We start from the raw sequence: 14003 nt of genomic DNA, 5'->3' as shown, positions 1-14003 counted from the left end.
TCAAAGACCGCGTGGCGCGTCCCTGATTGGAATCGATCAGATCACGCGGACAGGAGAGCGATGCAGATGTTGGAAATTTCAGCGCGCAAGGTGGCGCAGGTGGCAATGATGGCGCGCGAGCTGGGGCGTGCCGAGGGTGAGTTGCGGGCCTTTATCGACCGGATGGGCGAAGATGAGCAGGCCGAACTGGTCGCGATCATGTGGATCGGGCGCGACAGTTTCGATGTTGAGGAACTGGGAGAAGCGATCCGCACCGCCAAGGCAGAGGCCTCTACCCCCTGTGCTGACTATCTGATCGGAACACCGCACCTGTCGGATCATCTGGAGAATGGGCTGGATGCGCTCGGCATCTCTGCCGAAGATGTCGAAAATGATCTGATGTGACGGCGGGGTGCGCTACAGCGCGCCCAGATGGTGCCGGAACGCCTGTTCCGCCCGCCCCCAGACCCCTGTGTCGATCCGGTCAAGCGCCAGCAGCGATGGCAGCAATTGCGCAGCGTAATCCTCCGAACTCTCGACCGGCAGCATCGAGGGCAGGTTGTCGATCGCCATCACATCCAACACAGGATCGAGTGCGACCCTTAGCACCGGCTGCTCCCAACCGGTGGCGCGGTTATAGACCGGCACCGGGTTATAGTCGCTGTCGGGATCGCAGGCGATATCGCCGATTGCGCTCAGGCGGCGCGGGGCCTCCAACGCTGCGCGCGGCACAAAGACCGGCGTGCCGGGCCGCGCGAATATGCAGTTCAGGAACAGATCATGATCGAGGATTTCGGGAAATGGCCCGCCACTGGCGGTTTCCGCCATATCCCACCGCGTGACCTGCACCCCCATCGCCTCGCAGAGGTCAGCCGCCCCGCTGCCGACCCGGCCAAGCGCGCCGATCACAATGGCCGAGGGGCGCGGCTTACCGGTCGCCTCCAGCTCGGATGACAATGCTGTGCTTAACGCATCCTTGCTATGATAGGTGCCGACCGGGCCGCAAATCGCGCCGTGCTGTTGTGCCGCCCATGCCTTGAGCGTGACCGCCGCCCCGGCATATCCGGCCCAATAGCCAAAGGCGGCAACGCGGCGGCCATCCTCATCCACCAGATATTCCAGATCATAGAGCGTGCCGCCGCCCGCCTTGAACCGTTGCAGCAGGGCGCGGCCCGCGCCCTGGCCCTTGAACGCATGGCCAAACATGATGTGGCGATGGGGCAGAGCCGTGCCATCTTCGGGCAGTTCTTTGAGTCCGAAGATGATCGCGTCCTGCGGTGCCTGCGGCCAGCTATGGGCCGCAGCAATGGCGCAGCCCGCCTGCTGGTAGCCGTCGATGGGGATCGCGCGAGTGTCGCTGGCCTCGATGGTGACCTCGATCCCGGTTGCGATCAGTGCCGCCGCGCCATCGGGGGTCAGCCCTACACGTTCCTCATTTGCGCGCTGCTCGGCGCGGACCCAGAGATGTGTCATGGTCAGAGCATTCCGGCGGCGGTGACGGCCTGCACCGAAGGGCGGGCGGCCATGGCGTCGCGGAACGCGGTGATCTTGGGATAGGCGGAGGCCTCGACGCCATCCCCCTCAAGCCAGCTGCACACCACATAGAGGTAACAATCGGCAAGGCTGACATGCTCGCCCAGCACGAAAGGCCCGCGCAGCCCGTTGGCCTCGATATAGGCGCAGCAGTCATTCATGGTCTGAGGCACCTTGGCCTTCATGTCTTCCCAACTGCTTTCCTGATCGGCCCAGCGATGGCCACGCATTTTGTGGGCGTGATTCACATGCATGGTCGAGGCCAGGTAATACATCACCTCGCGCATCCGGGCGGCCAGAACCGCATCGTCGGGCACCAGCCCGGCCTGCGGTGCCAGCGCGGCCACATAATCCAGCAACGCGCCGGTTTCGGTCAGGATGCCACCCTCGACCGCCAGCGCCGGCACCCGGCCTTTGGGGTTGATCTGCTGATAGGCGGCCCCGGTCTGTTCGCCCCCCGCGAAATCCAGCTTGATCGCCTCATAGGGCAGACCAGCTTCTTCCAGCGCGATGGCCACAGCCACCGAAATGGTGCGCGGCGCGTAGTAGAGTTGCATGTCAGCGACCTCCTCAGAGATGGGTCTGCGCATATTGCCGATCCGGTGCTTCCAGATGCGGAATGGCGTTGAACAGAACCGGGCTCAGATCCGGTCCGATCGTGTGCAGACGATGCAGCGAGGTGTTCATGATGGCAAGAGCCACCCGCGCCATCGATCGGGTATCCAGTCCCAGCACCTGCCGCATCGCCATCGAAATCAGGCCCCCGGAGGTCACCACAATGGCCGGGCCGCTGCCCTGGCTGATCTCGGCCAGCACGCTGCGCACCCGGGTTTCGAATTCGGTAAAGGTTTCGGGCGGACTGTCGATCTCATCGTTTTCCCAGGCGGCGAAGGTCAGTGGCAGGTGATCGACAAAACCCTCGCGATCTTTCGGGACGACCACGCCTTTTTGCTCTTCCAGCAGTTTTGCAAGAGTGAAGTACTCGATCTCGTTCAACCGCACATCCCGAACCGGGTCGGCGACCCCCATGCTGGCGGCGGTTTCGATATGGCGGACCAGCGTGCCGCAATAGACCCGGGGGTAGTGGTTGCCCGTATCACGCAGATGCGCGCCCAGCCAACTGGCTTGCTGATGGCCCAACGGGCTGAGCTTGTCATAGCTGACTTCGTCGCGGGCTGCGGTGTTGGCCTGCCCGTGACGGACGAGGGTGATATGAGACATGGTTGCGGCTCTCCGGTTTGGCCCGTCTTAGGACAGCCGGGCGATTTGCGCCATATGTGATCTGCGTCCGATACGCATTGCATCGCACGGAAAGGGCGTATGTCAGTTCAGCCCGTTCTTTCTATTCGGAGAAGTGAGAGGTTGGACATCGACCCAAGCGGGGCTCGTTGTGGCTGCTTCCTTCCGGACCTGACCAGGTTGGCGAGGCGCTCGCCCGCGCCAACCTCTCAAGCGCCGATATAGGCGCGTTGGGCAAGGTTGGCAAGCCCGTGTCTCTGCTGTGCAGGGGTGGTTTTTCAGGGCCGCTATGACAAACCCGTTGCTCTTGACGGGCAGAAGTGGCAGCCCTGTCGCTGATCTCGATCAGGAAGACACATCATGAAACATGCCGAACAGGTGACCTTTGGCGGGTCGGGCCTCAACCGCTCCGCGCATCAGCGCACGGACCCGACAGCGCTGGCAGATCTGGCGCGGCATGCGGGCGCACGGTATCATCTGCTCTGGCGTGGCAAGGTGTTGATGCAGCCCGACGCAGAGCAGGTCCTGCCGCATGTAGATCCGGATCATGCTCTGATATCAACGGCTTCGACGCCGTCGATCTTTCTGGGCACTGCCGAAGATGACACGCCGCATTTCGCCTGTGACATCTCGGACTGGGCACCGGACGCGGCAGAGATGGAGACAGTTGGCGCCTTCCATGACCCCAGCCAGCAACAGCATCCCGATTTGCCCGAGGGGCAGGTATTCTGCGAATTGCGCCGGATGATGACCGCACTCAACCCGCGTGAGGCGGAGCTGGCGGCCACTGCGCGGGCGCTGTTCAGCTGGCATGAAACGCATCGGTTCTGTGCCCGCTGCGGCGCAGAAAGCGAGATGGTGCAAGGCGGCTGGCAGCGCACCTGTCCGGCCTGCGGCGGTCATCACTTCCCGCGCACCGATCCGGTGGTGATCATGCTGATCACCCATGGGGATTCGGTGCTGATGGGGCGCTCGCCGGGGTGGCCGGATGGCATGTATTCGCTGCTTGCGGGCTTTGTGGAACCTGGCGAGACGCTTGAAGCCGCGGTGCGCCGCGAGGTCGCGGAAGAGGCGGGCGTGCCGGTGGGGCAGGTGTCCTATCTGGCAAGCCAGCCCTGGCCCTTTCCGGCCTCGCTGATGATCGGTTGCGCGGGCGAGGCGCTGTCGCGGGAGATCACCATCGATCCCACCGAGATCGAGGATGCGATCTGGGTGTCGAAATCGGGGATGCTGCAGGTCTTTGCCGGAGAGAGCCCGGAGATCAAACCCGCGCGTGCAGGCTCGATCGCGCATTTCCTGATCCGTAACTGGCTTGCGGATACGCTGGATTGAGGCAAGACTCGGCGAAACCGGAACTCAGCAGGACCCCGTATGCAGATCACAGGCACCGAGGATATTGCAGCACCCATCAGCGATGTGTTCGACATGCTGTCGGAGTTCGATACGTTCGAGCGCAACGCGATCCGGCGCGGGATCGATGTGCGGCGGCTGAACGATCACTCGCGGGTGATGCGAGGACTGGAATGGCAGGCGGCGTTCCAGTTGCGCGGCAAGCCACGCAATCTGCATCTGGTGCTATGCCGGTATGACAGGCCGAATCTGATGCAGGTTGATTCCTCGACCAAGGGCATCGAAAGCACCATGCTGGTCGAGCTGATGCCCCTGTCCCCGCAGCGGACCCGCCTGCATCTTAAGCTGAAGCTGCGGCCAAATACGCTGCCCGCGCGGCTGTTTGTACAGTCGCTGAAACTGGCCCGCCGCAATCTGAACCGGCGGTTCAAGAAACGGTTGGGTGAATTTGCCCGGGATATGGAAAGCCGACAGACCCGGTTCCAATGAAATCCGGATCAGATGCGCTGGCGGGTGGCGGGGTAGACGCCCAGAACCTCAAGCTCGGCGGTGAAGTAGGTCAATTCGTCCAGCGCCAGTTGCACGTTTGGATCCTCGGGGTGCCCTTCGATATCGGCATAGAATTGAGTCGCGGTAAAGGACCCGTCGACCATGTAGCTTTCCAGTTTGGTCATGTTCACGCCATTGGTCGCGAACCCTCCCATCGCTTTGTAAAGCGCGGCGGGGATGTTGCGGACCTGAAACACGAATGAAGTGATCATGCCGTGATCGCCGCGGCGTGTCATGTCAGCCTCGCGCGACATGATCAGGAACCGGGTGGTGTTGTTGCCCTGATCCTCGATATGGCGGGCCAGCACATCCAGCCCGTAAATCTCGCCGGCCAACTCGCTGGCCAGTGCGGCAACGGCCGGTTCGCCGCGTTCGGCAATCTCGCGGGCGGCGCGGGCATTGTCGGGGCTGACTCGGCCGGTGATCCGGTGTTCGCGCAGGAATCCGGCGCATTGCGGCAGCAGCACCAGATGGGAATGCGCCTCGCGCACCTGATCCAGCGTTGTGCCGGGCACTGCAAGCAGGTTGATATGGACCCGCACAAAGGCCTCGTCGATGATGCGCAGACCGCTATGGGGCAGCAGCCGGTGGATATCGGCCACGCGGCCATAGGTGGTGTTTTCAACCGGCAGCATGGCCAGGTCGGCCGCGCCGCCGCGCACCGCTTCGATCACGTCCTCGAAGGTGCGGCAGGGCAGCGGTTCCATGTCAGGGCGCGCGTCTCGGCAGGCCTCGTGGCTATAGGCGCCGGGTTCTCCCTGGAAGGCGATGCGATTGGTCATTTGATAGGCTTCCATGCAACAAGCCCGCGAATTGGGCATTTGGTCGCGCTGTCTATACCTTGCCTCTTGCGAGGGGAAGCCTTAGACACCTGCGCAGACAGCTGAAATGGACTCGCGATCAATGTTCGACACGATGACAGTTACAAAGGCCGCTGCAGGCTTCTTTGGCGCCTTCCTGGTGTTTCTTCTGGGGAAATGGGCCGCGGAAGAAATCTATCATGTGGGTGGCCATGGCGAGGCCGCCTATATTGTTGAGCCGCTGGAAAGCAACGACACCGTCAGCGAGGCCGAAGAGGTCAATTTCGACGAGCTGATGATGGCAGCGGAAGCCGACAAGGGCGCGAACGTATTCAAGAAATGCCAAGCCTGCCACAAGCTGGAAGATGGCGCCAATGGCACCGGTCCTTACCTTTACGGTGTGGTGGGTCGCCCGGTCGCATCGGCTGCTGGGTTCGGATACTCCTCGGCGATGCAGGAAAAGGGCGGTGATTGGACCGTGGAAGAGCTGGATGCGTTCCTGGCTAACCCCAGAAGCTCCGTTTCAGGTACGTCGATGGCCTTTACAGGCCTGAAGAAGCAAAGCGATCGTATCAATCTGATCGCTTATCTGGACAGCCTCGACAACTGAGCCGGGATACATGGATTTTTTTGGGGCCGCTGCCGTTGCAGTGGCCCTTTTTCTTTCATTAACGCTTCTTCACGAAGCGTTCACATGTTCTAAACTTGCAACTTGAATCGCTGGACCATTTTCTAGCACAAGCGAGATTGGCCCTTAACGCCAACCAGACCGGAGAGGATGAGCCGATGAAGATCCCCAAAGCTGCAGCCCGTGTGGGTGTCCTTGATGCAAGGCTAAGGTTTGCTGGTGTTCTGGGACTGTCGGTCGCGTTATTCTTGGGTGGGGCAACGTTGTTGCGGGCCAATGACGAGGTCGTGCGCAGCCATGGCTATTCGTATTTCGGCAATCTCGACTACCCCGAGGATTACCCGCATCTGAACTATGTGAACCCCGAGGCCCCGAAAGGCGGCGAGATGTCGCTTGCCGCGTCGGGCACGTTTGATTCGCTCAACCCGTATTCGCGCAAGGGCCGCCCGGGGGCGTTGACCTCGATCCAGTATGACAGCCTCATCGAAAGCAGCAGCGACTCGGTCGGGCAATACTACGGCGTGCTGGCTGAGAGCCTGGAGTATGACAAGGACCGCAACTACGTGATCTTTCACATGCGGCCCGAGGCGACATTCTGGGACGGCACGCCGGTGACGGCCCATGACGTGGTTTACAGCCACAAGCTTTTCATCACCCAAGGGCTGCCCTCTTATGCGCAGGCCGTGAGTCGTCTGGTCACCGGGGCCGAGGCGCTGGATGATCATACGGTGAAATTCACCTTCAACCCCGAGGTCAGCCGCCGCAGCCTGATTGAAACAGTGGGCAACACAACCGTGTTTTCGAAGGCCTGGTTCGAAGCCGACGAGACGCGCCGTCTGGATGAGCCGCGGCTGGAAGTGGCCGTCGGCTCCGGCCCCTACAAGCTGGACAGCTACGATATCAACCGCCGCATCGTCTACAAGCGCCGGGACGATTACTGGGGCCAAGACCTGCCGTTCAACGTGGGGCGCAACAATTTCGACACAATCCGTGTCGAGTATTTCGCCGATCAGACGGCCGCGTTCGAGGCATTCAAGGCCGGGGTCTACACCTACCGGATCGAAAGCGACCCCAAGATCTGGGCGACCAACTATGATTTTCCCAAGGTCCAGAACGGCCAGGTGGTCAAGGACGAGATCCCCGATCGCAGCCCGCCGACGCCATCGGGCTTTGTGTTCAACCTGGGCAAGCCGCAATTTGCCGACAAGAAAGTACGCGAGGCCCTGGCGCTGGCGTTCAACTTCGAATGGGCAAACGAATCGCTGATGTTCGGTCTGAACACGCAGCGGAACTCGTTCGTGCAGGGCACTCATCTTGAGGCGACCGGCACGCCTGAAGGGGACGAGCTGGCGTTTCTGAAATCGCTGGGCGATGTGGTGCCCGAGGGCATCTTCACTGAACCCGCCCTGCTGCAACATGAATCCCGAGCGGCAAGGCTGAATGACCGCAACAACTTGCGCAAAGCCTCGCGGATGCTGGACGAGGCCGGATGGGACGTGGGTGCGGGCAACCTGCGGCGCAATGCCGAAGGCCAGACGCTCAAGGTCGAAATCCCGTACCCTTCCAGCCTGCCTACCTCGATCACGACGATGATCGAGACCTATGTGCAGAACTTGCAGGCGCTGGGTGTGGATGCCAAGGCCGACAAGATCGACCCCGCGCAATACACGCTGCGCAGCCGCGAGCGCGACTATGACATGATCTATTCGAACCGCTACGGCGCGTTCCTGTCCACGGGCGGAGGGCTGAGCCAGATGTATGGTTCGAAAGAGGCCGCGTTCAGCCTGTTCAATCCGGCAGGTCTGGCAAGCGAGCTGGTCGACGCGATCATCGAGGCCTCGTTCGACACCACCGACCAGAACCAGCAGGACGCCGCGCTGATGGCGCTGGACCGGGCGCTGCGCCATGAGTTCTTCGTGATCCCCGATGGGTATGTGGCGAATTACTGGGTGGCCTATTACGACATGTATGAATATCCGGAAATGCTGCCGCCCTTTTCTCTGGGTCACCTCGACTTGTGGTGGGTTGATGAGGAAAAGGCCGCAAAGCTGAAGGCAGAAGGCGCGCTGCGGTAACATGGGTGCCTATATCCTAAGACGCCTGCTGCTGGTCATTCCGACCCTGCTGGGCATCATGATCATGAACTTCACTCTGGTGCAATTTGTGCCGGGTGGCCCGATCGAACAGATCATCGCGCAGATCGAAGGGCAGGGCGACGTCTTTGCCGGCTTTGCAGGTGGCGAGGGGTCCAGCCCCGAACCGCAGGGCGGGGATGAGCAATATATCGGCGCGCGCGGGTTGCCGCCAGAATTCATCGCGGAGCTGGAAAAGGAATTCGGCTTCGACAAACCGCCGTTGGAGCGGTTTCTGGGCATGATGGGCAATTATCTGACGCTGGATTTCGGGCAGAGCTATTTCCGCTCGATCAGCGTGATTGATCTGGTGCTGGAAAAGATGCCGGTGTCGATATCGCTGGGGCTCTGGTCGACGCTGATCGCCTATCTTATCTCGATTCCGCTAGGTATTCGCAAGGCGGTGCGTGATGGCAGCAGTTTCGATACCTGGACCAGCGGTGCGATCATTGTGGCCTATGCGATCCCCGGCTTTCTCTTTGCGATCCTGCTGCTGGTGCTCTTTGCTGGTGGCTCTTATTGGCAGATATTCCCGCTACGCGGCCTGACCTCGGACAATTGGGACAGTCTCAGCCTGACCGGCAAGGTTCTGGATTATTTCTGGCATATCACCCTGCCGGTTCTGGCATCGACCATCGCTGCCTTTGCAACGCTGACGCTGCTGACCAAGAACTCGTTTCTGGACGAGATCAAGAAGCACTATGTCATGACCGCCCGCGCCAAGGGGTTGAGTGAGCACAAGGTGCTTTACGGCCATGTGTTCCGCAACGCGATGCTGATCGTGATCGCCGGATTCCCTGCGGTGTTCATCGGCGTATTCTTTGGCGGCTCGATCATCATCGAAACCATCTTTTCGCTTGATGGCCTTGGGCGGCTGGGCTTCGAGGCGGCTGTGGCGCGCGATTACCCGGTGATCTTCGGCACGCTCTTCATCTTTGGTCTGATGGGGCTGGTCGTCGGCATCATCAGTGACCTGATGTATGTGCTGGTCGATCCGCGCATCGATTTCGAAAAGCGGGAGGGGTAAATGGCGCTCTCTCCTCTCAACCAGCGCCGCTGGCGCAACTTCCGCCGCAACGGAAGGGCCTATTGGTCGCTGATCATCTTTTCGGTGATCTTCGGGATGTCGCTCTTTGCCGAGTTCATCGCCAATGACAAGCCGATCCTGGTACAGTATCGCGGCGAGTACTATGCCCCGATCTTCAAGTTCTATCCCGAAACCGCATTTGGCGGCGATTTCCGAACCGAGGCAATCTATAGCGATCCCGAGGTCAAATGCTTGATCGACAGTGGTGGCCTGGAGGACTGTTTCGACGATCCCGAAGGTATCCTCGACGAGATCAAGGCGGGTACGTTTGAGGCCGAGGGGTTCGAGCGCGGCTGGGCCATCTGGCCGCCAATCCCCTATTCCTTCAACACCTCCGTTGATCGCCCCGGCGCGGCCCCGCTGCCGCCCAATGGTCAGAACCTGTTGGGCACCGATGACACCAAACGCGACGTGTTGGCGCGGGTGATCTATGGCTTCCGCCTGTCGATCCTGTTCACACTGCTGGTCACCGGGGTGGCCAGCCTGATTGGCATCTTTGCCGGGGCCATTCAGGGCTTCTTTGGCGGCTGGCTCGACCTGATCTTTCAGCGCATTATCGAGATCTGGTCAGCAACGCCGTCGCTTTACGTCATCATCATCATGTTCGCCATTCTGGGACGAAGTTTCTGGCTGCTGGTGGCGCTTATGATCCTGTTCTCGTGGACAGGGCTGGTGGGGGTGGTGCGGGCCGAGTTCCTGCGGGCGCGGAACCTGGAATATGTGCGCGCGGCCAAGGCGCTGGGCGTGGGTAATATGACCATCATGTTCCGTCACATGCTACCCAACGCGATGGTGGCGACGCTGACCTTCCTGCCCTTTATCGTGACCGGCACGATCGGTGGACTGGCCTCGCTGGACTTCCTGGGCTTCGGCCTGCCATCCTCGGCGCCGTCGCTGGGAGAGCTGACGTTGCAGGCGAAACAGAACCTGCAGGCGCCGTGGCTGGGCTTCACCGCGTTTTTCACCTTTGCCATCATGCTCTCGCTTCTGGTCTTCATCTTCGAAGGCGTCCGCGATGCGTTTGACCCGAGGAAGACCTTTTCATGAGCCTGCTGGATGTAAAGAACCTCAAGGTCTCGTTCCAACAGGACGGGCAGGTTTCGGCGGCGGTCAAGGGTGTCTCCTTCACCGTTGATCGCGGCGAGACCGTGGCGCTGGTGGGCGAATCCGGGTCCGGCAAATCGGTCACCGCGCTCAGCACCGTGTCGCTGCTGGGCGATAGCGCCATCGTCGAAGGCTCGGTTACCTATGACGGGCAGGAGATGATCGGCGCCTCGAAACAGCGTCTGATGGATGTGCGCGGCAACGATATCAGCTTCATCTTTCAGGAGCCGATGACCTCGCTCAACCCGCTGCACACGATCCAGAAGCAGATGGCCGAAAGCCTCGCCCTGCATCAGGGCGTGACCGGTGACGCGGCGCGGGCGCGGATCGTGGAATTGCTGAACAAGGTCGGGATTCGCGATCCCGAGGAACGGCTGGACGCCTATCCGCATCAGCTTTCGGGCGGACAGCGGCAGCGGGTCATGATTGCCATGGCGCTAGCCAACAAACCCGACATCCTGATTGCGGATGAGCCGACCACGGCGCTCGACGTGACCATTCAGGCGCAGATTTTGGAATTGCTTGCGGACCTGCAAAAGGCCGAGAATATGGGGATGCTGTTCATCACCCATGATCTGGGCATTGTGCGGCGCATCGCCGACCGGGTCTGCGTGATGAAGGATGGCGAGATCGTCGAGACCGGCGCGACCGTCGAGATATTCGACAACCCGCGGCACCCTTACACGCAGAAACTTCTGGCCGCAGAGCCCTCGGGTTCACCCCAACCGGTTGACGCAAGCGCAGAAGAGATCGCGCGCACCGACAACCTCAAGGTCTGGTTCCCGATCCAGCGCGGCTTTCTCAAGCGCACCGTGGGCCATGTGAAGGCTGTCAATGACGCCACGATCACCGTCCGCGCTGGTGAAACGCTGGGCATCGTGGGCGAAAGCGGCTCGGGCAAGACAACGCTGGCGCTGGCGATCATGCGGCTGATCGGCTCTGAAGGGGCGATCACGTTTCGTGGACAGGACGTGCGCAAATGGTCGACGCGAGAGCTCAGGCGACTGCGCAAGGATATGCAGATCGTGTTTCAGGACCCGTTCGGCTCGCTCAGCCCGCGCATGACCTGCATGCAGATCATTTCCGAAGGCCTCGCCATTCATCAGGTCGACCCGCATCGCGCACCGCGTGATCTGGTGGCTGAGGTGATGGAGGAAGTGGGCCTCGACCCGGAAGCGATGGACCGCTATCCGCATGAGTTTTCCGGCGGCCAGCGGCAGCGGATCGCCATTGCGCGGGCGATGATCCTGCGGCCCAAGCTGCTGGTTCTGGATGAGCCGACCTCAGCGCTGGACATGACGGTGCAGGTGCAGATCGTGGAGTTGCTGCGGAACCTGCAGCAGAAATACGGGCTGGCCTATCTGTTCATCTCACATGACCTCAAGGTGGTGCGGGCGATGTCGCATCAGGTTGTGGTGATGAAACAGGGGGATGTGATCGAGACGGGTGCGGCCGAGTCGCTCTTCGAGAATGCGCAGACCGAATATACGCGTGAGTTGATCGCGGCGGCGGGCTAGAGCGCAATCCGAAAACGGGGAACCGGTTTTCGGAACGAATTACGCGCAAGCAATGAACGGCCAAGCGGTTTCGAAACCGCTTGCACAGCGTTTGCAAATGCCTTGTTCCCGCAACGGGAAAGATCAGGCGTTGGCCATCTTGTCTTTTGCCGACTTTGGTGCAGGCCCGCGCAATTCCTCGTAATGGTCGAAATCCAGCTGCGCCCAGCCTGTGCCACGTGTGGCGCTGGCGATCGAGCGGTGCAGCTCGTCCTGTGCCACCGCAGGCAGCAAGGCGTTGAAAATCTCCCAGCCCGAGGCGTTGGGATTGCCCTCGAACCCCAACACCTGTCCGTGAAGTGCGCTGATCGTGGGCACCAGATCGCCCACGAATTGCGACGGCAGGTGAATCTCGGCTCTCAGGATGGGTTGCAGAACGACCGGTTTGGCCATCGTGAGCGCTTCACGAACAGCGGCTTTGCCAGCGGTGCGGAACGCAAAGTCGGAGCTGTCCACCGAATGATGCTTGCCATCTTTCAGCGTCACTTTCACATCGACCACCGGGTGGCCCTGCGGCCCCTCTGCCAGCGCATCCTCGGCCCCGTGTTCGACGGAGGGGATATGGTTGCGCGGCACGGTGCCGCCTTTGACGACCTCGCCAAACACGAATCCCGACCCGCGCGGCAGCGGAGCGATCGAGATCACGACATCCGCGAACTGCCCCGCACCACCTGACTGCTTGCGATGGCGATAGCGGTGTTCGACCGTTTTCTGGATCGTTTCGCGATAGGCGGTTTCGACCTGATCGGTGGTGATCTCGATCCCGAAATCCTCGGCCAGTTTCTCGGTCACCCGGCGCATGTGCTGCGGGCCTTGTGTGCCCAGCACAGGATGGCCCGAGGTCGCATCCTGTGACAGGCTCAGCCCCGGGTCGATTTCGGCCAGCCGTGACAATGCGTTTGACAGGCGCACATCGTCGCGCTCATGGGTCGGGGTCACCAGTTGGCGGTGGCCAGGCGCATGGCACTGCGCCCATTCCGGCAGGGGGCTGCTGCTGGCGCTGTCATAAAGCAGGCCGGGGTTGAGGTGATCGGATTTCACCGCCAACCCGATCTGGCCCGCTTCCAGCGCGCCGATCTGTGTCTTGGCGTCCAGCGCGGTCATGCTGCCCACGGTTTCACCACCCAGCGCCTCATGCGCCTTGACGCCCTCGCCCAGCCCGCGCAGCACGGTGATCTTGCCGATATGTTTCTTCACATCGGCAAAGCCTGCAATCGCGCGCGCCTTTTCGCCTGCCTCGTCGCGGTTGGCCGCGATGTCGAACTCGGGCGCTTCATGGCGCAGCGCCTTCATCATCCGCGTCAGGCCGTTGCCGTGCATTGCAGCCCCCAGATAGGCCGGGATCAGTTGATGGTTCTGCAAGACCTTGGCGGCGATGTCGAACACCTCGTCATTGGCCGGGTGCTTGTCTTCGATCAACTGCTCCAGCAACGCGTCGTCAAAGTCCGAGAGGGTTTCGAGCAGTTCGGTGCGCGCCTCCTGCTCGCGATCCTCAGTGGATTGTGGCAGCTCGATCAGGGCCGAGGGCTGGCCCTCCTGATACTTCCAGGCCCGTTCCGAGATCAGGTCAACCGCGCCTACGATCTGATCGCCTTCGCGGATGGGAACCTGCCGCAAGGTGATGTGGTGGGTGCAATAGCTCTGTAGACCCGAGACGATATCTCGGATGCGACCATTGGGGTTGTCCATCCGGTTGATGAACAGGAAACAGGGGATGCCCGCCTCTTCAACTAACCTCAGATACGGCGCACACAGCACCGCCGCATCAGGGTCGGGCGGGACCACCACCACGGCGGCATCGGACAGTGCCATCGCCGGGCCCACATAAGCAAGCGCATCGCCGCCGCCATCCACGTCGACGGCGCACCACGGCTCGCCCAAGTAAGAAAAACCGTGCAGGTGCACGGTTCCGGATACATCGAATTTGGTGGGCCGGTCATCGAGGCGGCTGATCGCCTCGACGAGCGTAGATTTGCCGGATTGGGTAGGGCCTAGGACCGTAAAGACGCGCATGGTGAGTTCCCTCTCGGTGTGCTGCAGTATTTA

13 protein-coding genes and 1 other RNA gene are annotated in these 14003 nt (G+C 61.2%); 8 read left to right on the top strand and 6 right to left on the bottom strand.

Translation table 11 applies throughout. The annotated features are described in order from the left end of the window. The first annotated feature begins 66 nt into the window (after positions 1-66). The gene (locus tag AB1E34_RS16150; protein ID WP_372573365.1) at positions 67-384 is read left to right on the top strand and encodes a DUF3775 domain-containing protein; all 318 of its coding nucleotides are present in this window, start codon (positions 67-69) and stop codon (positions 382-384) included. Positions 385-396: 12 nt separating this feature from the next. Here the strand turns inward: AB1E34_RS16150 and AB1E34_RS16145 are convergent, their stop codons facing one another. The 4 genes from AB1E34_RS16145 to ffs all read right to left on the bottom strand — a co-directional run bounded on the left by AB1E34_RS16145 (position 397) and on the right by ffs (position 2963). Next, entirely contained in the window at positions 397-1452 is a 1056-nt protein-coding gene (locus AB1E34_RS16145; RefSeq protein WP_372573364.1) for a saccharopine dehydrogenase, read from the bottom strand. 2 nt (positions 1453-1454) lie between these two features. Then, the gene (locus AB1E34_RS16140; protein WP_372573363.1) at positions 1455-2069 is read right to left on the bottom strand and encodes a glutathione S-transferase family protein; all 615 of its coding nucleotides are present in this window, start codon (positions 2067-2069) and stop codon (positions 1455-1457) included. Between the two features lie 13 nt (positions 2070-2082). Next, complete coding sequence (locus AB1E34_RS16135; RefSeq protein WP_372573362.1) at positions 2083-2733, bottom strand: histidine phosphatase family protein; 651 nt, start codon at positions 2731-2733, stop codon at positions 2083-2085. A 131-nt stretch (positions 2734-2864) separates the two neighbouring features. Then, positions 2865-2963: signal recognition particle sRNA small type (ffs, locus tag AB1E34_RS16130), an RNA gene on the bottom strand. 148 nt (positions 2964-3111) lie between these two features. Between ffs and nudC the strand changes: the two genes are divergently transcribed. Further along, complete coding sequence (gene nudC / locus AB1E34_RS16125; RefSeq protein ID WP_372573361.1) at positions 3112-4083, top strand: NAD(+) diphosphatase; 972 nt, start codon at positions 3112-3114, stop codon at positions 4081-4083. A 39-nt stretch (positions 4084-4122) separates the two neighbouring features. After that, positions 4123-4590 carry an SRPBCC family protein gene (locus AB1E34_RS16120; RefSeq protein WP_372573360.1) on the top strand — a complete coding sequence of 156 codons (468 nt, stop codon included), beginning with the start codon at positions 4123-4125 and terminating at the stop codon, positions 4588-4590. Positions 4591-4598: 8 nt separating this feature from the next. Here the strand turns inward: AB1E34_RS16120 and AB1E34_RS16115 are convergent, their stop codons facing one another. Further along, positions 4599-5432, bottom strand: a complete 834-nt coding sequence (locus tag AB1E34_RS16115) for a prephenate dehydratase (RefSeq protein ID WP_372573438.1) — start codon at positions 5430-5432, stop codon at positions 4599-4601. Between the two features lie 121 nt (positions 5433-5553). Here AB1E34_RS16115 and AB1E34_RS16110 point away from each other — a divergent pair, with 121 nt between their 5' ends. The 5 genes from AB1E34_RS16110 to AB1E34_RS16090 all read left to right on the top strand — a co-directional run bounded on the left by AB1E34_RS16110 (position 5554) and on the right by AB1E34_RS16090 (position 11918). Further along, positions 5554-6060, top strand: a complete 507-nt coding sequence (locus tag AB1E34_RS16110) for a c-type cytochrome (RefSeq protein ID WP_372573437.1) — start codon at positions 5554-5556, stop codon at positions 6058-6060. A gap of 176 nt (positions 6061-6236) precedes the next feature. Next, positions 6237-8153, top strand: coding sequence for an extracellular solute-binding protein (locus AB1E34_RS16105; protein WP_372573359.1), 1917 nt, complete (start codon positions 6237-6239; stop codon positions 8151-8153). 1 nt (position 8154) lies between these two features. Continuing rightward, a complete protein-coding gene (locus AB1E34_RS16100; protein WP_372573358.1) occupies positions 8155-9237 on the top strand; it encodes a microcin C ABC transporter permease YejB in 1083 nt (360 codons plus the stop codon). Then, entirely contained in the window at positions 9238-10344 is a 1107-nt protein-coding gene (locus tag AB1E34_RS16095) for an ABC transporter permease (RefSeq protein ID WP_372573357.1), read from the top strand. It abuts the gene before it with no gap. Beyond that, positions 10341-11918, top strand: a complete 1578-nt coding sequence (locus tag AB1E34_RS16090) for an ABC transporter ATP-binding protein (RefSeq protein WP_372573356.1) — start codon at positions 10341-10343, stop codon at positions 11916-11918. The genes AB1E34_RS16095 and AB1E34_RS16090 overlap by 4 nt, the downstream gene beginning before the upstream one ends. A gap of 123 nt (positions 11919-12041) precedes the next feature. On the opposite strand, the gene AB1E34_RS16085 is transcribed toward AB1E34_RS16090, so the two are convergent. Further along, positions 12042-13970: an elongation factor G gene (locus AB1E34_RS16085; RefSeq protein ID WP_372573355.1), complete on the bottom strand. Its 1929-nt coding sequence runs from the start codon at positions 13968-13970 to the stop codon at positions 12042-12044. Positions 13971-14003 lie beyond the last annotated feature (33 nt).

Source organism: Ruegeria jejuensis (assembly GCF_041537905.1).
Classification (GTDB): Bacteria; Pseudomonadota; Alphaproteobacteria; order Rhodobacterales; family Rhodobacteraceae; genus Ruegeria_C.
The sequence above is the reverse complement of the archived record's forward strand: the minus strand, read 5'-3'. Positions and strand labels throughout refer to the sequence as shown.